At 44.1% G+C, this 20,697-nt stretch carries 16 protein-coding genes and 1 tRNA gene; 9 read left to right on the plus strand and 8 right to left on the minus strand.

The window, feature by feature from the left end:
* Positions 1–116 precede the first annotated feature (116 nt).
* The 3 genes from ACUXV2_RS15465 to ACUXV2_RS15475 all read left to right on the plus strand — a co-directional run bounded on the left by ACUXV2_RS15465 (position 117) and on the right by ACUXV2_RS15475 (position 4,408).
* Positions 117–2,120, plus strand: coding sequence for a DUF2817 domain-containing protein (locus ACUXV2_RS15465; RefSeq protein ID WP_446244047.1), 2,004 nt, complete (start codon positions 117–119; stop codon positions 2,118–2,120).
* Positions 2,121–2,246: 126 nt separating this feature from the next.
* On the plus strand, positions 2,247–3,305 hold the full coding sequence (locus ACUXV2_RS15470) for a YheC/YheD family endospore coat-associated protein (RefSeq protein ID WP_446244048.1): 1,059 nt from the start codon (positions 2,247–2,249) through the stop codon (positions 3,303–3,305).
* Complete coding sequence (locus ACUXV2_RS15475; RefSeq protein ID WP_446244049.1) at positions 3,302–4,408, plus strand: UDP-N-acetylmuramoyl-tripeptide--D-alanyl-D-alanine ligase; 1,107 nt, start codon at positions 3,302–3,304, stop codon at positions 4,406–4,408. Before ACUXV2_RS15470 ends, ACUXV2_RS15475 begins: the two co-directional genes overlap by 4 nt.
* Before the next feature lie 228 nt (positions 4,409–4,636).
* Here ACUXV2_RS15475 and ACUXV2_RS15480 read toward each other — a convergent pair whose 3' ends face one another.
* A complete protein-coding gene (locus ACUXV2_RS15480; RefSeq protein ID WP_446244050.1) occupies positions 4,637–5,887 on the minus strand; it encodes an ATP-grasp domain-containing protein in 1,251 nt (416 codons plus the stop codon).
* Between the two features lie 366 nt (positions 5,888–6,253).
* Between ACUXV2_RS15480 and ACUXV2_RS15485 the strand changes: the two genes are divergently transcribed.
* The gene (locus tag ACUXV2_RS15485) at positions 6,254–7,456 is read left to right on the plus strand and encodes an ATP-grasp domain-containing protein (RefSeq protein WP_446244051.1); all 1,203 of its coding nucleotides are present in this window, start codon (positions 6,254–6,256) and stop codon (positions 7,454–7,456) included.
* 81 nt (positions 7,457–7,537) lie between these two features.
* Positions 7,538–8,026: a CotY/CotZ family spore coat protein gene (locus ACUXV2_RS15490; protein ID WP_446244052.1), complete on the plus strand. Its 489-nt coding sequence runs from the start codon at positions 7,538–7,540 to the stop codon at positions 8,024–8,026.
* A 93-nt stretch (positions 8,027–8,119) separates the two neighbouring features.
* Here ACUXV2_RS15490 and ACUXV2_RS15495 read toward each other — a convergent pair whose 3' ends face one another.
* The 5 genes from ACUXV2_RS15495 to ACUXV2_RS15515 all read right to left on the minus strand — a co-directional run bounded on the left by ACUXV2_RS15495 (position 8,120) and on the right by ACUXV2_RS15515 (position 14,370).
* Complete coding sequence (locus ACUXV2_RS15495) at positions 8,120–8,941, minus strand: Cof-type HAD-IIB family hydrolase (RefSeq protein ID WP_446244053.1); 822 nt, start codon at positions 8,939–8,941, stop codon at positions 8,120–8,122.
* Positions 8,942–9,470: 529 nt separating this feature from the next.
* Positions 9,471–10,919, minus strand: a complete 1,449-nt coding sequence (locus tag ACUXV2_RS15500; RefSeq protein ID WP_446244054.1) for a glycoside hydrolase family 32 protein — start codon at positions 10,917–10,919, stop codon at positions 9,471–9,473.
* A 3-nt stretch (positions 10,920–10,922) separates the two neighbouring features.
* A complete protein-coding gene (locus tag ACUXV2_RS15505; protein WP_446244055.1) occupies positions 10,923–11,876 on the minus strand; it encodes an aminoimidazole riboside kinase in 954 nt (317 codons plus the stop codon).
* Between the two features lie 72 nt (positions 11,877–11,948).
* Positions 11,949–13,322, minus strand: a complete 1,374-nt coding sequence (locus tag ACUXV2_RS15510; protein WP_446244056.1) for a sucrose-specific PTS transporter subunit IIBC — start codon at positions 13,320–13,322, stop codon at positions 11,949–11,951.
* Positions 13,323–13,548: 226 nt separating this feature from the next.
* Positions 13,549–14,370: a PRD domain-containing protein gene (locus tag ACUXV2_RS15515; RefSeq protein ID WP_446244057.1), complete on the minus strand. Its 822-nt coding sequence runs from the start codon at positions 14,368–14,370 to the stop codon at positions 13,549–13,551.
* Positions 14,371–14,583: 213 nt separating this feature from the next.
* Here ACUXV2_RS15515 and ACUXV2_RS15520 point away from each other — a divergent pair.
* Positions 14,584–14,656: transfer RNA gene (locus ACUXV2_RS15520), tRNA-Ala, on the plus strand.
* 381 nt (positions 14,657–15,037) lie between these two features.
* Here the strand turns inward: ACUXV2_RS15520 and ACUXV2_RS15525 are convergent.
* Entirely contained in the window at positions 15,038–16,495 is a 1,458-nt protein-coding gene (locus ACUXV2_RS15525; RefSeq protein WP_446244058.1) for a L,D-transpeptidase, read from the minus strand.
* 166 nt (positions 16,496–16,661) lie between these two features.
* Here ACUXV2_RS15525 and ACUXV2_RS15530 point away from each other — a divergent pair, with 166 nt between their 5' ends.
* The 3 genes from ACUXV2_RS15530 (at position 16,662) to ACUXV2_RS15540 (ending at position 19,582) form a co-directional block, all read left to right on the plus strand.
* Entirely contained in the window at positions 16,662–17,075 is a 414-nt protein-coding gene (locus ACUXV2_RS15530; protein ID WP_446244059.1) for a hypothetical protein, read from the plus strand.
* 223 nt (positions 17,076–17,298) lie between these two features.
* On the plus strand, positions 17,299–19,242 hold the full coding sequence (locus ACUXV2_RS15535) for a hypothetical protein (protein ID WP_446244060.1): 1,944 nt from the start codon (positions 17,299–17,301) through the stop codon (positions 19,240–19,242).
* A 22-nt stretch (positions 19,243–19,264) separates the two neighbouring features.
* On the plus strand, positions 19,265–19,582 hold the full coding sequence (locus ACUXV2_RS15540; protein ID WP_446244061.1) for a hypothetical protein: 318 nt from the start codon (positions 19,265–19,267) through the stop codon (positions 19,580–19,582).
* Positions 19,583–19,718: 136 nt separating this feature from the next.
* Here the strand turns inward: ACUXV2_RS15540 and ACUXV2_RS15545 are convergent, their stop codons facing one another.
* Entirely contained in the window at positions 19,719–20,555 is an 837-nt protein-coding gene (locus ACUXV2_RS15545) for a glycerophosphodiester phosphodiesterase (RefSeq protein WP_446244062.1), read from the minus strand.
* Between the last annotated feature and the right edge of the window lie 142 nt (positions 20,556–20,697).

The raw sequence follows: 20,697 nt of genomic DNA on the forward strand, positions 1-20,697 counted from the left end.
TACGAAATCCACATAAAACCAATAGTGAAAATCGACCATATTCGTCCTGATGTGACACTTGTCCATGTCAGAAATCCCTTGTCTTGAATTAACTATAGAAAGGAGGCTATGACTATATGGGAAGTACTATACTTTCTTACACGAAACTAGAAGCATCATTAAAGAAGAAGAGCCGGCAATGTCCATTTCTATCCCTCTCCTCAATCGGCAAGTCCATTGAAGGGCGTGACATTTGGTGTGTGACGATTGAAAAGCCCGATGATCCGGGTACTAAAATAGTTCAGAATAGTAAACGGTCCCGGCAGTCGCAAAAGAAGACCCCAATCGTCATTACCGCTTCCATTCATGGACATGAAGCCACAGGTTCGACCGCTTTACTGCGATTTCTGGATAAGATTCAGAGAGAAGGCAAAAGCACAAATTGGCTGGATGATTTGGTCATTTATTGTGTCATTTGCTGCAATCCGGACGGATATGTCCATAATACCCGCTATAACGCAGAAGGCTTCGATTTAAACCGGGACTTCATTACGCAATCCCAGCCTGAAACACAAAGCATCGTCAATCTGATTGTGAAGCAAAAACCGGCAGTCGTTTTGGACTTGCACGGGTATGTTTGGAAAAAGTCCACTCACCTTGGATTGATCGAACCCTGTACCCCGCCTCACAATCCAGCTTATGAATATGATTTGTACCTTAAATGGGCGCTGCCCCTTGCTGAACACATGGAAACGTGTTTGGTTGCAGAGAGGAACAAGTTTTCAACTAAAAAGTTCAAGTCGATTAAAGGCACGTACATCCCTTATCGAGATGGAAAAAATGGATGGGACGACTATAGTCCATTTTGCTGTTCGATGTATTCGATGCTGCAGGGAGCCATCGGTCTTACAATCGAATCGCCAAGCCGCTCGGAGGACGGCACCACCTGGCTTCTTTTAGCTGTTTCAGCTGCTCTTTCCCATATTTCAATGCACAGGAAGGAATTAAAACAAACCCAGGCTGCCTTTTTTCGCAGAGGAAACAAGAATTATCATCCGACTCATTCTCCCGGCTATTTCCCAAAATATTTTATGCTGACAGAAAAGAGCGGACTTCAGTCCTCTTTCAAGAAGCTGACACGGCACCTTCATCAGAATGGAATCAAGCTGTACAACACTACAGAAGAACTCTTATATGAAGGACACTCATTCCCGAAAGGCACCGCCGTCGTCCCAATGAATCAAGCACGGGCTAATTTGGCTTATTGTTTTTTGTCACAGGGGGAAGATTTATCACAGAGTTCTGAACGATTGTCTGAATTTTGCGCCTGGAGTCTTCCGTTAAACTGGGGAGTCGATTGCCGCCCTGTATTTGGACATGTAAGTGTAGACAAAAAGCCATACAAATCCAGCGAAGACGTCTTTCCCCCTTTTCCTGCACCTGAAAAACAACATGTTTCAGTCGGGATTTTAATAGATGATGGACTTTTTCATAAAAGAGCCCATTCAGGGCTGAAGCTTTCCCTTCAGCAAATGAATATCCCTTTTACAGAATTAAAAGCAAAGGATCTTGCCTCTAAACATGCGTTATCCTCCATCAATGTTCTTATTTATAACGGTTACGAGCACTTATTTTATCCACCTTCAAATATCAGGAGCCTATACCGGGATCTTGTACTCGATTCCCCGGCTCAGCAGGAAGCCTGTCGTAAAAATATTCATGCCTATTTACAGAAGGGCGGAAAAGTGATCGGGATCGGCGCAGGCGCGTCAAAGGCCTTGACGTCTATTCTTGAGTTGAGTGAAGCTGAGGTCCATTCCGGCGGCTGGAATAAGAATGCTTTGTTAAAAATTCATTATGATGACCATGCGATTACGGAAGGATACCTCGCTGAAGATATCGGTTTTGTGTACCGGCCGGCGTGGTTTACGAATACCGGGAAGATGAAGGTGGTTGCCTCTTATGGAGAGGGTCAGGATACACTGCTCGCCGGTTACTGGCCAGACTATCACCTGGCACATGGAAAGGCTGTCATCATCACCAATCAGAAGGGAAATCTCATTCTCTTTGGCTTGGAAATTTGCTTCAGGGGACATACGAGTTATCTTTATAGGCTTTTGTGGAATGCCATCTATTCTTGACCTTGGAGAAGAATGAGTGAAAAAGGGCGGTTTACCCAATACAAGTGTCGTTCCCTAAACGGGGCTATCATCATTTACTAGTTAGGAAGAAGATCATTCATTATTTATCAAAAGGAGGTCAGTCAATTGATTCGAATTGGAATGCTGCACCACAGAAAGCATCCTGAAAGTGTCATTAAATCATACGCGTATGCAGCTGTGGCCAAGGCAGAAGGAACGGAAATGATTTATTTTTCTCCAGGTGGCGTAGACTTCAACACACAAACAATTTCAGGATTTGAATATAAAGACGGTGAGTGGGTGGAAGGAACCTTTCCGTTCCCTCATGTCATCTACAACACAGGAAGCCCTGAAAAGCTGGCTAAATCCAACGATATCATTGAAGAGCTGAAGAAAACCATTCCCTTTACCACTCATTCGATCGGCAATAAGATGGCGGTTTATAAACGGTTGATGGAAGCTGGAGAATTCACGCAATACTTGATTCCATCAGAAGTCGTCAGGGGAACGAACCACTTCTTTTCTTTTCTGGATGCTTATCGAAAGATTGTCTTTAAACCGGTAAACGGCAGGAAAGGGAAATCCATCATTCTTATTGAGCGTGTAGGGAATGATTTTAGGGTGTTGATAGACAAGGAAGAATATCTTTACACTTATGACGAATTAAAAGCATTTGTCTCCACTCATATCGGAGAAGAAGACTTTCTCGTACAGCCCTATATCAATTGCCGCACAAAAGAAGGCAGTGTATTTGACTTTCGCCTTCACGTCCAAAAAGATGGAGAAGGAAAATGGGTCATTACATCGATCTATCCAAGAATCGGTGCCCCTGGAACGATTGTTTCCAATATCAATAGCGGAGGTTCGATGAATTATCTTGAGCCCTTTTTGAAACAGGAATTCGGGGACGATTATTTTAACATAAAGCGTTATTTAGAAAGCTTTTCCCTGACCCTTGCCCGCCATCTGGACGAATTGCAGCTCCAGCATTTTTCAGAGACAATCGATGAACTTGGAATCGATGTTGCTTTGGATGATATTGGAAAGATATGGATATACGAAGTCAACTGGAGACCCGGGTGCCCTCCAACCTTTTATCTTGAAATGGACGTGGTCAAAAATACGATTCTATACTGCAGCTATTTAGCCCAGCAACAATCACCAATGAAAGGAGGAGGACTATGAGTATAGATTTCACCGTTGAAAGACCGATCATTGCTGTAACCGGAAGTGCAGGAAAGACAACAACCAAATCCTTCATCGCATCCATCCTCAGAACCCGTTGGATCATCTTCGAATCCAGTGATTATTGGAACCGGACCGACCATACGGAAAAGCATCAGAATGAAATCAATTTCATCCATCGTGCCATCGTACTTGAATACGGCATGGCTTATCCAGGTGTAATCAGTAAACATTGTAAGATCATCCAGCCTAACATAGGGGCGATCACCAACATCGGAACTGCACACATCGGCAACTTCAATGGCGATATCAGAGGGATAGCAGCAGCTAAATCGGAGCTTATCAAAGGAATGGATGGTGATGGCCATCTATTCCTGAATGGAGACGACAAGCAGTCAAAGCTTCTTCATACAAAGAATTTCACAGGAGTGCTGAAAAAGGTCAGCATTCATAACCCTTCCGATTATCAAGCAAAGAATGTGCGCTACACTGTGAAAGGGATCAGCTTTGAACTTAAGCTGTCCGGTAAGTCTCATACCTTTTCCATTCCCTACCACGGGGAATTCCATGTATACAACGCCCTTCTGGCCATCGCGATTGCAGATCTCCTCGGATTTACACCCGAAGAAATCAAACAAGGCTTGAGTGAAGTAAAGAAACCGAGGCACAGGCTTGATGTCATGCAGCTGAAAAACAACATCACGCTGATTGATGATACGGTACATGCCTTTCCTGATGCCATGAAAGGTGCCATTGACGTGCTTACGAATTTAGAGGGAGAAAAGAAATTGGCCGTCCTTGGAAGCATGGCAGGATTTGCAGACCAGCATGAAAAAGTTCACAAGGACATAGGAAGATATGTTGCCGAGAAGAAGATCGATTACCTCTTCACCTATGGCAATCTTTCCAAAAACATTGGAGCCGGCGCCATTGAAGCCGGAATGAACAAGCAGCAGATCTATCACTTCAATCGAACCTCCATGGATCAATTAAATGAGAAATTGCTCAAAACCATCAAGCCGAATTGGACCATCCTCATCAAAGGGGCAAGCGGTTTGGGAATGGTGGATACCGTCGAATTCATGAAAAAGAATTTGGGCTGATGGCCCGGTCTTTAACAAGTCTGTTCAGATCGATGACGAACATCATTCCTTTCGGCCGTCTGGAAAGTAAGTCGCGGGAAACCACCGTACACGCCTTGCAGGGTCAACTAAAAGAGAACACCTCCGTTCAAGCAGATAGAGCTTAAACAAGGTGTTCTCTTTTCACTTCTAACCAAATGGTTGGACTTGTACATAAAATCAGGAAGGGAAACGGCCCCCTCCCTTTCCCTAATTTATTTCCGTTGTGATCCTTTCTTTTGGAGACTCCTCAATCCAAAATTGAATTTCCGATGCTGCCTTCTTGGCATTCGTCTCCGCTTCTTTTGCAGTCTTTCCGACAGCGGTCACATATGCATATCGGTGTCCCATCGACAATGGCGGTGTAATCGTCGAACCTTTACGCGGCTTGACGTAAACTTCCACTACGCCTTTCGAAGCGAGGGCTTTACTTTTTCCTGTGACTTTCTTTAGCGTCCCCTTTTTTTCTACTGTCACATATTGCATATATACGTTCTTTTGAAACTTGGGATGTAAGTCCGGTGTTTTTCCCAGAGCCATTTTCAGCGTCTCTTCGACCAGATTGATACCGAAGGCCGCTTTGATCATGTTGTTCATTCCAGCCCCTGAAATACGCGCATTTATTTCAATCAGCTTCCACTGAGTTCCTTTGCGGCGAAGCTCCAAATGACAAGCGCCAGACTTAAGCCCGTGCTGAGCAACGATTTCTTCCACCGCCTTCTTCAGTCCATCAGAAAAGTTTTTACCTGCATTCAGCATCAATTTATAGCCCATGACGATAAAACGCTTATTAAATCGAATATCCTGTTTGATCACCGCCATAATATGAACCTTTCCTTGATGGACCACAACTTCCACCAGATACTGAGGCTCAGGCAGAAATTCTTCTATTAATATGGGCTGATTTTCATAACGATGAATCAACGTCTCATACCGCTGACGATATTCTGCGAGATTCTCAACCTTATAGACATCCTTTGAACCCGTAGATTTGGGGGATTTCATAATCAATGGGAACTTATCCTTGATTTGCAGTTCCAATGCCTTGCTTTCTTCTTCTGTTGCAACCGTCCAGTACGCGGGAGTTCTTGATGAGTCTTTCATCAGCCGGCGTGATTCAATCTTGTTTTGAATATTCTTCATCCCTTCAGTGGAAAAGTGATTCACATTGAATGTATCGGCAAGAGCACATGCTGTGTATGTGTGAGGATCCACATAGCTCACGATAGCGGAGACTTCTATCCCTTTTAAAATAAGGGCTTTCACTTCCTTTTGCAGTTCCTTCATATCACCTAGATCACATAATTTCATAAAGTGGACATCGGGAAATTCCTCCCGCTTCGCAACAAAGTTAGGTCTTTCAGTAAAAAGGACGGTATAATAGCCAAGTCTGTCTGCCGTCTTAATCGCTTCCCTGCTTGAACCTGACTTAGTCGTTTCAATAAAAATGATAGACTTCATTCAAGGTACGCTCCTTCATCATAAATATTCTCTTTCAACGCTCAATATGGGTACGAGCAATGCTTTACTGTATAGTCTATTCTCTGAGTACATGCGGGGTGTAGGCAAATTCATTGAGGATTTTTTGAAATATTGTAAGATTGCTTGTTTCTTAGATTTGTTCCATTTCTATTCATATGCCCCTTTGTCTGACTTTTTTAAGTACCTATAAGAGAAAAGTTCATTGAAATCCCGCAATATTTATTGATTGAAGTTCCTCGATTTATCCTTTTCACATTCAACTGCCCATACTTCTCCAAAAACAGCTCATATAATGAGTAGTGATGAAAACCTGAGAAACATTCATAAAGGAGCTGCTTTTTTCTCATGAACGAATACATCATATTTATAGGTACTCACCGGTCAGGCTCCTCAAGGGACGGTATCGAAGCTGGAAAGGAATTGGGTTACTCCACCATTCTATTTACCAATAACAGAAGAATTATTAGAGAAAGGGAATCCTTCCCCGAAGTGGATGAAATATACGAAGTGAATTTAAAGCAGGAAGAAGCAATCAGGAAAGAAATATCCTCCCTCCAGCAGAAAGGAAAGAAAATAGCATGCATCATCAGTTTCTTCGATGCTCATGTTTCTATGTCAGCCCGGCTTTCAAATGAATTCTGCGGGACCGATATTTCCTTGCTGCCAATCGCTGACTGTATGGATAAGACAACGCTCCGGATGAAACTGGCTGGAAAAGAGTATTCCGCAGATTTCATTAAATTGGAGCCCCCTTTTTCAAAAGAGAGTGTAAAAGAGATCCCCTATCCCCTTGTCTTAAAATCACCCGTTTCCAACGGGTCGAAGGATGTCCTCCTCATTCACGATGAAGAAGAGCTGGCATGGGGCATAAAGAAACTGAACCGAAAAAAACCTCCGACCATCCTTGTGGAAGAGTACTTAGAAGGACCCCAATACTTGATTGAAGTAGTGGTGAAAGAGGGAAAGCCTGTGACTTCAGTAATCGTCAAACAGGAAATCAATTATCAGGAGCGATTCATCGTAACCGGGTATAGTGTCTCATCTGTATACCAATATCCGGAACTAGTCCAAAAGGTGAAAGAAATCGTCACTGATCTGGGGTTTGTGAACGGAAGCTGTCATCTGGAAATGAGGCTGGTCAATCATCAATGGAAGCTCATAGAAATCAACCCCCGGATTTCCGGAGGAGCCATGAATAAAATGATCAGAGAAGCATTCGGACTTAGTATAGTGGAAGAAACGCTGCGGGTATATCTCAGAAAACCCAACAACATCGGCCGAAAATGGGAAAAACATATCTATACCTACTACATGACAGTTAACAAAGTCGGAAAGCTTCTAAAAGTGACAGGAACAGAGAAGGCGGAGGAGCATGAGGGCATCATTGAAGTGTATATAAAACCTAAAAACGGAAAAGTACTGCGCCCCCCTACTTCCATGGGGCATCGATACGGGTATATCATGGCGAGCGGAGAATCTGTGGAGGAATCAGAGAAGCACGCAAAAAATGCCTCTAAGGACATACAATTTTATTTAGAATCAACTTAAACCGTTATATATGCACTACACCAGTTCCTATAACGGAAATACACTGATAATAAGAGTCAGTTGAAAGGAGGATTCGTGGCGATGATTTGTCATCACAACAGCTGTATATGTGAAACCCTGGATGAATTGCTGATGGAGCAATGCAAATTGGCGACTCAAAGATTCAAGTTCATTTGTGAATATGACAAGGTTGATACCATCCCATTTATTTTATACACAAAAGAAGATAGTAAGCCGTTTGAGGCACACATACACTCAGACAGTACCATCTTCTTTAAGATCATCGATATAGATGAAGAATGCGCAACACTCCGTTTACTGGACGGAATGGATATAGACGGTTATACCACCTGCGATGTCGAAGATGTATTTGCCCTTTATAAAACCGACAAATGTATCACCATCGACTGCAGCTGCTTCCTTGGAATCCAGCCCCTTCCTCCGAAATTGGTCAACCGGAAGCTTCCGGAAGTCAATCACGGAGACGGACGGGGAAGCGGGTCAGGATGGGATCATGGCATCGGTAAGGGGTATGGTTCAGGATATGATTGTGAATGGGATCCCAAATAGGGAGCGGAGCTGAATCTGATCATTAGGTTTAGCTCTTTTTTTGTGTAGGGAGGGTTGGAGCCAAACGAAAAGACTCCAACCCAAAGACACCAATTAAACGCGGGTCAATCGATTCAATACGAACTCCTCCACTACTTCTGCTACGCCTTCCTCCATATTAGAAGCTGTTACATGATCAGCCTTCTCTTTTATATCTTCAGGCGCATTTCCCATGGCGACGCCAAGACCGGCGAACTCAATCATGGTCAAGTCATTGTAGCTGTCCCCGATGGCGATGACTTCTTCTCTCTTGATTCCAAGAGGTTTGATCAAGGTATCGAGGCTGGCACCTTTCGTGACACCAAGCTGAGTGAACTCCAGGAAAAACGGTTTTGAGCGCATAACGGACAATTCCCCATCAAGCTCTGCCTGAAGCTTCTTTTCCACTTCGACAAGTCGTTCTGCTTCTTTCAGCATGAGTGCTTTTACGACAGGTCCTTCGACTGCATCTTTGAAGCTCGGCACCACTTTCACAGGCAGTCCTGTCAGCCTGCTTTCGATATCAGCAAATTCATTTGGCTCTTCAACCAATATACTGTCCTCGGAATACGTAAGAATACCGACTCCTTCCCGCTTGCTTATATCGTATAATCTGTGAACCGTTTCAGCGGATATCGTACGGCTGTAAGTTTCATCATTTGTACGGCAGTTGATGATCTTAGAACCATTAAAGGATAAAATGTAGCTTCCATACTGGTCCAGTTTCAGCTCGTTCGCCACCCAACGCATTCCGTAAGTCGGACGTCCGGAAGCAAGGACCACCTTCACTCCGGATTCCTGCGCATCCATCAATGCCTTCTTCGTACGATCAGAAATCGTCTGGTCGTCACGCAGCAATGTATCATCTAAATCAAGCACGATCATTTTATAACTCATGAATGAAAATTCCTTTCAATAAAAAAATTATTTTTCTACTATAACATCAAACTGAATGTTTATAAAAGGAAAGCTTTGTTAATGGCGCAGTGAAATGAAATGGAAAAGAGGCTGGGACAAAACTAAAAAACTACCACATAAAGACGAACAATTTCAGTGTGGGCTCTTAATACCGCTAATGATTTCCGTGCAAGACTTCGCTTTCCGCGGATAGCCCGTGAGCTTCCTAGGGTGCGGGGTCTCACATGTCTAGCTACAGGGCTTAGAGACACAGGTCATAAGCCAAACCGACCAAGAAGGCAAAGAACGCCTTCGTGGCCGATTCGTCTTATGCCCCCAGCCTCTGAGCAAAGCCCTTCCGCTTTTCTAGTAAGCTACTCTTCCCGCAGGAGTCTTCGTCTTGCACTCCAATCAACCGCTAGAAAGAGCTAAATCTAAATATCTATTTGTTCAAATTAAAAACCCGAACTAATTTGTCTTTTATACCACAAATTAGTTCGGGTATTACTTAGGCTAAAATACTTTTGTCCTAGCCTCTTTTCAGGGACCATTTCTTCAACCGGAACTCTGCCTTTTTAGAAGCACTGAACGAAATCCTATCCAGGTTCGGAGATGGATAAAAACGGGATGTAAAGGTTTCTTCCCCGCCATTGATGAAAATCTCGATTGATGATGTATCGATGAAAATCTGCATGGACTTTAACTCGTTCAACGTACATTGACGCTTTTCGACCGTTCCGTCAACATAGCTTTTACGCTCAAATGTGAAGACCTTATCGCTTTGATGATATAACAGTCTTGCACCATCACTGATGGTAAGGTCCAACCATCCGTTTTCTATACGAATATCATCAAGCTGCAGTTCCACCGTTTTACCACGGACGCCTTCGAGCTCTTTGTTTTCCCTCATTAAAGTTACACGGTGCTCGACGACACCCTCAGCTCGCAATGCCGTAAGCTCCCCGACCGGAATCTGCCAGACCTTGTCACCCACTACCTTTAGTTCGCGCGGAAGCGTCATTGTATGAAGCCACTTATATTCTATTGTGGGATGATTCTGTTCATTCTGATCCGGCACGCTCATCCAGCCGTATAGGATTCTCCTTCCCTTGTCATCAAGCGTCGTCTGCGGTGCATAGAAGTCAAAGCCGCGATCCAGCTCCTCGAAATCACCATGCTCGAATGCTGTGCTTTCAGGGTCGAAGCTTCCTTTTACATATCCTGCCTGATATACATTCCTATACTTCATCCCTTCCGCCTCCAGACCCTGAGGAGAGAAAATGAGCACATCCTCCCCGTCAAGCGGGAATAGATCAGGGCATTCAAACATATACCCGAAGTCTGCAAGCTTCCCTCTTCCTCCTCCGGCGAGGATGCCGGAATATGTCCAGTCAGCAAGGTTTTCTGATCTGAAGATGGCTACGGCACCTTTTAAATCCGTTGTTTGAGCACCTACAACCATGTAATATGTCCCATCCTGCTTCCACACCTTCGGATCCCGGAAATGGGCAGTGAATCCGACCGGCAGATGAACGACAGGTCCTTTTTTATCAAAAGTGACGCCGTCTTCTGAAACGGCGAGGCATTGATACGTTTCTCTGTTGCCTTCTTCATCTTTGACGTTACCGGTGTAGAACACATGGATGTTTCCGTCATGTTCGATGGCGCTGCCTGAGTAGCAGCCGTTCTTCTCATACCATTCGGATGGTGTAAGGGCGATTTCTTCATGGGTCCAGTCCACCAGGTCTGTTGATGAATAATGCCCCCAGAACTTGGCTCCGTGTCCGGTCTTGAACGGCATCCATTGATAATAGAGGTGATAGACGCCACGGGATTGGATGAAACCATTCGGATCGTTCAAGAGTCCGACTGGCGGCATCAGATGATAGCGAAGACGATAAGGGTCCCGTTCAACGATTTCCTTGTGCTCGTCCATTTCAGCATAAGCTGCCTGCCTCAGCTGTTCATCTCTCGTCATCTTTTATTTCCCCTCCCTTAGTTGACTGTTCACTTCTTCCAGTGTAGGAAGTGCTGTCATCGCTCCTTTGGTCGATGCTGCGAGTGCTCCTGATACCGATGCAAACCGGGCCATCTCCACCGCTTCCTGAAGCGTAAGGGATTCCATGTCTCCCTCATATTCATGAAGCGAATACAAAATCCCTGATACGAAGGCATCTCCAGCCCCAGTCGTATCGACTGCCTTTACCTTCATAGCCGGCACATGTTCATTCGAAATTCCTTTGAACACATAACTGCCTTCTGCCCCTAACGTGACAATAATGAGAGGAATCTCATATTCTAGCAGTTTTTCGACGCCTTCTTTAATACCCTTTTCACCAGTAATGAACTCCAGCTCTTCTTCTGAAATCTTTAGCACATCCGCCTGCGAAAGCATGCTTTTGATTGTTTCTCGTGCGTTCTCTTCTGAATCCCAAAGTCCAAGACGAAGATTGGGATCATAGGAAACGATCATATCATTCTGCTTTGCAAGCCTTACTGCATGATGAGTGGCTTCCTTTGAAGGACTGCTGATCATGGAAATCGAACCGAAGTGAAGGATTTTATGAGACACGAAATCTTCTTCATCGATGTCCTTATTTTCAAGATAACGATCGGCGCTCGGGTCGATGTAAAAGTCGAAGCTTCGCTCTCCGTCTTCTGCGTTGGTCACGAAAACGACACCCGTACGAACATCCCTCATAAGATGCATCTGATTCGTCCCTACACCAAAATCATTCAGCGTCTGCTTCAGGAATTTCCCCAATACGTCCTCTCCCACTTTCCCTAAAAAAGTAGATTTCGCACCTAACCTGGCAAGACCCACGGCCACATTTGCAGGTGCTCCGCCGGGACTTTTTTGATAAGTGGTGTTCTCCTTATCAAGAGGGATAAAATCAATCAGTGCCTCTCCAAGGGAAATGATTCCTTTCTTCATGTTCGGTTCCTCCTTATTTCACAATTTTATAAAGTAAATCCTTACAGGTAAAGCCAGTAAGGACTTCATTGTTCATTTTGTTTCTTCTTTCCATCCTAACAGAAGTGTCGCAATGAAAGCACCTGCTACGGCAATGACAAAGCCGATTCCATAATTGATCGGATCCTGCGCAATCGCAAACATCGGAATACCGGTCAGCCCGATTCCGTTAGCCATTACTTGTGTGAAAACGACGTACGCTCCCCCTAGAGCCCCGCCGATTGCCGCACCGATGAATGGACGGCGGTGCTTCAGGTTCACCCCGAAAATCGCGGGCTCCGTGATTCCAAGGAATGCTGAAACAGCTGCCGGAACGGCGATTTCTTTCGTCTTTTTATTTTTCGTCCTGAAAAAGACAGCAAGTGTCGCTCCACCCTGTGCGACATTCGCCATCGCCCAAATCGGCAACAGATAGTTTCCACCGACATTCGCCAGTAACTCCGCTTCAATTGCATGGAAGCTGTGATGAACACCAGTGAGGACGATTGTTGAGTAAAGCCCTCCGAAAACCAGACCCGCAATCGGTCCTGCTGTATTATAAACAACATCCAATACGGTCGTGATGCCATTACCAAGTACTCTTCCCAATGGCCCTACAACCAAAAGCGCAATGAATCCTGTAATAATAACAGTCAAAAATGGTGTAACAAGTAAATCCACTGCGTTCGGTACAACTTTGCGCAAGCCTTTTTCAAGCTTTGCCATCACATAAACCGTCAAAAGAACCGGGATGACCGTTCCCTGATAACCAAGCATTTCGACACCCATGCCAAAGAAATCAAGCGTTTCAGGCTTTGCATCCGCAAGCCCCCAAGGGTTCAAAAGTGCGGGATGTGTCATAATTCCCCCGATGACGGCCCCAAGGTAGCCATTCGCTCCGAATTCCTTTGCGGCACTCATCCCGATTAAAACCGGCAGAATGATGAATGCGGCAGATGAGAACATATCAAGCATGACGAACAGGCCGCTTTCCGGATCCACCCATTTGTATGTTTTCATCAACCCTAGAAGCCCCATCAGCATACCGGCTGCAACGATCGCCGGGATGATCGGTACAAAAATATTGGATAATGTACGGGCGAATCGAGCGAACGGATTCATCTTACGCTTCGCAGCATCGCTGTGAGACTCTCCGGTTGGGGACTTGTCATCCACCGAGGCCCCGACCATCGGACCGAAATGTTCAAATACTTTATTGACATTCCCTGTCCCAAAGATGATCTGGAACTGCCCTGAGCTTGAAAATGCCCCCTTCACGCCGTCAAGATCCTCGATTGCCCCTTTATCGACCTGACTCTCATCTTCAATGACAAGACGTAAGCGAGTCGCACAGTGAGTCGCACTGACGACATTATTTTTCCCGCCCAAAAGCGGAACCAGCTTCTCAGCAACTTCACGATGATTCACATGAATTCCTCCTCTATTTTCTATTCAGCAACAAAAAAAGACCTAAAACATATAAGAAAATAGAGGTAGGTCATGGATAGACTTCTACCGCTGTCTTATACATTCTAGGTCTTGCCTGCTTAACCAGTAACAATCCTGCTGTATTTAATTGAATTCGACATCATTCTACAATATGAAAACGGTACCGTCAACCGTTTTCTTTTGGCTGCTTATCAGGAAGAATCGTTTAGATCAGCCGTTGGATATGCAGGGCAATATAGGCAATTTCTGATTGAGGGAATTGGATGTCATATTCCGCCTGCAAATATTCCGTTATTTCCTTAGACGTTTCGTATGCAGATTCATATTTCATTTTGATGAGATCGAACATATCCTCATCGATGGGATCGAACTGGTCCCCCTGCTGGATCCTGTTCAGTGCAAATCTGAGATGGGTGATGAGGCGCTGATAATTGATGCTGGATTCCTCGACTTCAATATCCAGGATTTCTTCGATTTTATCGACGAAGTCTCTTAGAATCGTTGCCTGCTTCAAAGATTCGCTCATGGAAGGTGCGTCCATTTTTGCCGTGTGGATATGAAGGGCTATGTGGGCTGCCTCATCGTCTGGAATGTCGATCCCGAGTTTCTTCTTGATCTCCTCTTTAGCCCATAAGCCGACTTCATATTCCTTTTTATACAGCATCCTGATCTCGTTCAACAGCTTATTCTGTATCGGAATTCCCTGCTGCAGCCTTTCAAGCGCAAAAGAAAGATGGTCCGTCAGCGCGATGTGGATATGATCACTAAGGGGAGCATGCAAATGCCCTTCCGCAAAAGAGATGATACTCTCAGCAATTTCAATATGCTCTTCCGGCAGGGTTGCCAGCAGCTGCTGAAACTTCTCAGAAGAATTGCCGTGCAGCACAAATATCTTCTCAATCTTATTCTTAGGGATGATATCATTCCGCTTCTTCTGAAACGCAATGCCGCTCCCCATCACGATTTTCTCCTGCGGTCCGTCCACAACTACCACCGCATTATTGTTTAAAATCCTAAAAATACGCATAAGGTATCCTCCGTGCTTTTCATTAGTCCTAATGTTACCATGATTGCGGGAAAGATTACATTGATAATCTACAGCTAATGCAGGCAGTAGTTCTAACAGCTGGTTCATTTCAAGGAAATTTTTAAAAAGTACACACAAATGTTGTTGACAACAAAATAGACAATCTATTAAAATATCTTCATAGCCCTTACCAAGGCGTACATACCTCATCACGGGGCATTAGCTCAGCTGGGAGAGCGTTTGGCTGGCAGCCAAAAGGTCAGCGGTTCGATCCCGCTATGCTCCATACCAAAAAAGCAGGGAAACCTATACGGTCTTCCCTGCTTTTTTTATTGATTCACCAGTTTTACAGGCAAAGTGACGGCTTTATAAGGGAGTAAGTTAAATAGAGGCCTATAACTATGACTTCAAACTTTTTAGTTATGGTGGTTTGAAGGAAATCTATTAATTTTAAGCGATAATCTTCGAATTTGAGGGAAAAACCTTCGAGTTGTGGACGATAATCTTTTAGTTTTTAATCATAATCTTCGAGTTTTCATCAATATTCTCTCAGTTACCATACATAAGCTTCAATTCACAAAGCGAGGTCGATTCACTAAGAACCTGGCGGTATAGCTGGCGGAAAAAGAGACAGGTCCAGCCGATCATCATTATCACCTTATGTCCCTCAACCTGCCCAATCGAAGATTCTTTCAGTTGATTGATCCACCCCTGGCATTTCTTCTGGAGCGACATCCAAATCCCCCTCATCCCTATACCCTGTCATCAATAGCGGATTTTCAACGATCCTCACAACCGCTCCCTTCGGCACAATGTCAAAGATGTCTTGAACATCTTCATTGGTCAGCCTGATGCAGCCAAGCGATTGTTCCTTACCAATCGATGCCTCCTCATACGTGCCGTGAATGGCGTAATCACCCATACCCAGTCCTGCGGCACCAAACATTTCGGGGCGGGACCCAACTGGTTCCCATACACGGTTCAGAATAGTGAACGTCCCTTCCGGAGTAGAATCATCTTTCCCCAGTCCAACTGATTTCAAATCCATTAAATAGGGTGAACTTTTCACCATAAGAGTGAACGATCGCTTATCTACGACGACCTCGACAGGATGAAAAGGGATATGGACGGCGTCTGTTATATTGGGGGTGACCATTTGATCTGTGCTTGCTGCACCCGGATCATACACCCAGCCGCCATTGCCGGTATATACGGGTGAGACCTCGTTCGAACCAAGGTATAGCTCCTTTGGGATGTAGCTGAGATAATTGTTCGGATAATCCTCCACAAGGACATCCAAAGAAGGAGGCGGGTACCCTTTTTCATCTATAAACGCTTTCAAAGCCGTTCGCAAAAGATTTGCTCCAATATAGGTATTTGAGAAGGGATCAATGGCAGCATGCTGATTGTTCAAGAAGCGGATTTTCACAGAATCATCAATGGCGGAATTGTATCCAGCCAGCACAAAGGCCTGAGACTTTATCCTATCGCTCTTTAATGGGCGGACCTCAAGGGCAAGTGCGGGATCTGCCGTCCAAACACCGTATAACAGAACACTCTTATTCGATTGTTCATTCCCTATGCGAATCGCCTTGTCATAAATCGAATTCTCCACCTCTTTAAGGGAGGTATCTTCAGTGAAGTAGAATACGAAGGGTATGTCTTCCGTCTCATACACAACGTCCTTATCGGTACCCCATCCTTTCGCACTGGAGGCGATCGTCCTGAGAGTGTCCCCTTTCCAAAACAAGATGGACAGCAGAATCAAATTAAAAAGAATAAGGAACACGATGAGAGACTTCATATAAATAGGCACCTTTTTCCGTACGGGTGGAGGCTGGGGTACCCGCGGAGGATTGATTCGTTCCTCCAGAGCCTTATACGCCCTTCTTGCTTTAAAATAATATGGGGACGTCACATCCTCTGCGTGTTTATAGTGGAGATAAGCTTTCACCAGCGCTCCCTCTTCTTCAAACTTCCTGCCTAAATAGTAGTGCGCCTCAGAATTGTCCGGGTCCTTATACCGCAGGATCTTCTCATAATATTGAGGATCATCCCGTGACACATACAAATTCCGGTGCAGCCTCAATAAATTCTTCTTCACATGACTCTCAAACAAGCTCATCGACCGTCCCCCCTTCACTTAATATTTATTATGGGACTGGGACTATTAGACCTGGTGCCGTCCTAGCAAAAATCAATAGACGATATGAATACAGCTTCTTCTATTTTACAAAGAAAGAAATCCTCCTTATACTGATACAATAGTCGTCGAAGGGTAGTGATTTAGAATGCTTTACATATGGAATATCGAAAAAATCATCCAGCAGACATTATCCGATCACAACTTAAAGATCAATTATGAATCAAATAATCAACTCACTGTGCCTATGAGTTATAACGTATCCCATAACACAATCAGATTTAATTACCTGAAGATCAATGGTTATATTGCGAAATTGAATATAAGGGAGACAAGGGAGAACCTTGTGAAGATCGTTCTCTACAGGGTTCTCGGCTATTATCTAGATTTCAAAAAGAATAAGCATGACACGAGGATTCTGATGTATGGAGATGATAAGGAAATAAAAGAGCTAAAGGCGCTGATCGAGAAGAACGCCTGGATTTATGGGCGTACATTGGTTCCAGAAGAGTTGTTAAGCGCCTATGATAAAATGTATGAATTGGATAAAGTATTGTTGTAATAAGTAAACTTTAAAAGGAAATCCTCTTTCGATGGAAAGTGGATTTCCTTTTTTATTTCGATCTAATTGATTTTATACAGCCCTATTTTTACAAAAGAGGACAAATATACACCCCACCATACCCATTAAGGCATATAAATATAATATGTCTAAAAAAGACAAGCCACCAGATTTATAGACTCAACCTATTGAAAAATGGGTTATTAAGAAAGGAGGAATTATTTTGTCTAGCAAAAATCAATGTGAAAAATGCTCCAAGCATCCATGTAAATGCAAAACAAATATTCAAAGTTCACAAAAAGGGTCTGAATTTGAACAGGATCTGAAACAGCATAGTTTTCAAGATGGTTCGGAACAGGACAATGAACAAGAACAGCACGCGATACAAGTGCCGATTCAGGAAGGTCCGCAACTGGACAGCAGTCAGGACCAGAGCGGAAACCTTACTGGACCGGAACAGTCGAACGAGCAGGAACAGTTCACCGGACAGATTCCGATTCAGGACGGCAGCGAAATCGACAATGACCAGGAGCAAATTACAGCTCAGGTCCCTATCCAGGATGGCAGTGAACAATCAAGCGATCAGGACCAGAACATGGCTCAAGTCCCTACTCAGGATGGGTCGGAACAGTCGAATGAACAAGAGCAGTTCACCGGTCAGATTCCGATCCAGGATGGCAGCGAAATCGACAATGACCAGGAGCAGATTACAGCTCAGGTCCCTATCCAGGATGGCAGTGAACAATCAAGCGACCAGGACCAGAATATGGCCCAAATTCCTACTCAGGATGGGTCGGAACAGTCGAATGAACAAGAACAGTTCACCGGACAGATTCCGATTCAGGATGGCAGTGAAATCGACAACGACCAGGAGCAGATTACAGCACAGGTCCCTATCCAGGATGGCGGGGAACAAGCAAGCGGTCAAGAGCAGAATATGGCCCAGACACCATCCCAGGATGGTTCAGAGCAGTCCAATGATCAGGATCAAATTACAGCACAGGCCACGCTCCAGGATGGCGGGGAACAATCTGCAGACCAAGATCAGACCATGGCCCAGGCACCTTCAATGGACGGTTCGGAACTATCCAGCGACCAAGATCAAATCACCGCACAGGCTCCGATCCAAGACGGTGGTGAACAATCAGCCGACCAAGATTTGAATATGGCCCAAGCCCCGACTCAGGACGGTTCCACCCAAGATTTAGACCAAGACCACATTACCGCACAAGTTCCCATTCAAGAAGGATCCACATTAGACAATCAGCAGACCACTACACAAATGCCCACACAAGAAGGCGCCAGCCTGAATCAATCACAAATGCAGGATCAAACCCAAGAAGAAGACCAACTTCAACTGATGGGAGATCAAAACCAAGAACAGGGTATGCAAACGATCGAGGGCCATACGAACGTTTCACCTCTCGAGAACACCCAAATGATTGATACGTCGGTAAGCGGTGTTACTGTCAACACGACCACTAATGTTAAATGCGGCTGCTCTATTGATGACGACGATAAAAAAGAGCATAGGGACAAGGATCATAAGGATAAACCAAGACCTTCAGAAGATTGCTGCCTAAAAGACATCGCCAGGTTGTTAAATGAAGTCCGGATCGCTCAGAGTCAACTAGAAGAACCGACAGACCAAGAAATTGACATCTTCACAGACGGAAACACAGGATTAGGGAATCCAATAGTAAATCAGGTAATCACAAATGTTAATGATTGTGCAACCGTCACATTCCGGCCAGCAGGACAAATGTCCCAGGTCCCAAACACTACACTCAAAATTGATAAAGTAACCGGAATCAAAGCTACAGACAATCTTCTATCTGACAATGACATTTTTGCATTCTTACTTTCTCTAGGTACTACTTGCTTCGATGATGACAACGAATGTTTTGAATGCAAGAAAAAGAAGCTTTGTTGTGAAGGAGAAATCCTGGACAATTTACAAGCAGCACTTACTTTCGGCTTGGGCCTTGACCTAGTCATTGAAGGATTGGATACGCCACTTGATACCCCTGTTTTTGTATGGAATATATGCGATTGCTTAGGGTTCTTTGTTGATGATCTGATTGAACCGACGATGATCTATGTATTTTCAATCTGCTCCATCGAAGGGTATTCAGTGCCAAGTCAAACATTAGGGTTACCAACTTAAGAATAAAGGAGGATTCACTTTTATGGATAAGGAACAAAACCACTCTTTTACGTATTCCTCAAACGTGACAAGAAACAATTCCAGCGATAATGTGAAGGTTAACAATGAAGAACTAAATAAAGAAGTGGCTGATGCGATCAAAAGCTCCATTGCAGAACTGAAGGCCAATTTAAAGCAGCAGAAAAATGAGTTCAAAGAATTAATGAAGAACAGAATGGTCAGCCAAAAAGAACTTATTAAAACCACTACAAAAAATATGGCAGACACCATAGCAAAAGCACAAGAAAAAGTACAAGAGACCGTAGAAGAATCAAATAAGGACAGCGATAATCAGCTGTAGGGAATAAATAAGCAGGTTCATCCATTTTGGATGAACCTGCTCATTTTCCTGTTTAAAACCTTACCGCTGCCTACAAAGCACCTTGTCCAACTAATAAAAGGGTCAGCAGCTGCTCCTTATCTTCAAATCTTTTAAATTACTCTTCATTTCCTGGATCTACATAATCCGGATAATCAGTAATGATCGCGTCAACCTCCATTTCGAATAGAAAGTCTGCTGCTTCTTGACTGCGTACCGTCCAAGAGCCTACTTGCATACCGAGGGAGTGAACGCCATCCACTAATTCTTCCGTCACAATACCATAGCTTGGATTTACCCAATCCGCATAGGATGCAAATTCCTGTAAAGCTTCCGTTGTTGTATGCGCACGGCTATAAGTTAATACACCGATTGGCACATGAGGAAGAAGCCCATTCATTTTTTTCATTGATTCAAAGTTAAAAGATTGAATGATGATTTTTTCATTTTGTGGTTTATCTAGATGATGATCTTTTAATGCTTCTGTCACTTCTTCTTCAATTCCAGGATAAAGCTCTGGAGCCTTTAGTTCTATTAAAATTCCAACTTTACCATGGTAACGCTCCAGAATTTCTTCAAAAGCAGGAATAGATTCTCCTGCAAATTGTTCCCCTTTCCAGCTTCCTGCGTCCAGGCTTTTTAGCTGTTCAAATGTTAAATCTCCCACTTTTCCTGTTCCATCCGTGGTACGATCGACAGTTGTATCATGGATCACCACCAACTCACCATCTTCACTTCTCTGAACATCGATTTCAATATAATCGGCTTTCATATCAACTGCCAGGTCAAAGCCAGCAATTGTACTCTCAGGTGCATAACCGGCTGCACCGCGGTGCGCTACATTGTCCACTTGCTTCCGTTCGCCTTTTGTTGGTTCTTCTGCAAATACCTGACTGATCGGGCTGATTAACAAGGACAAGGCAACCCCTGTACCTATCAATAATTTTCTGCTCATATCTCCATCTCCAATCTAAAATATGTATTCACCTATATTCTAGAAAAGGGATGTTAAATTACCGTGCGAAATATGTAGAGCTTACTAAAGATTGTGTTAACAAATTTGAACCTTTTTTCTTACGATTATTTACAAAGTCATC

Source organism: Rossellomorea sp. NS-SX7, from assembly GCF_052828565.1.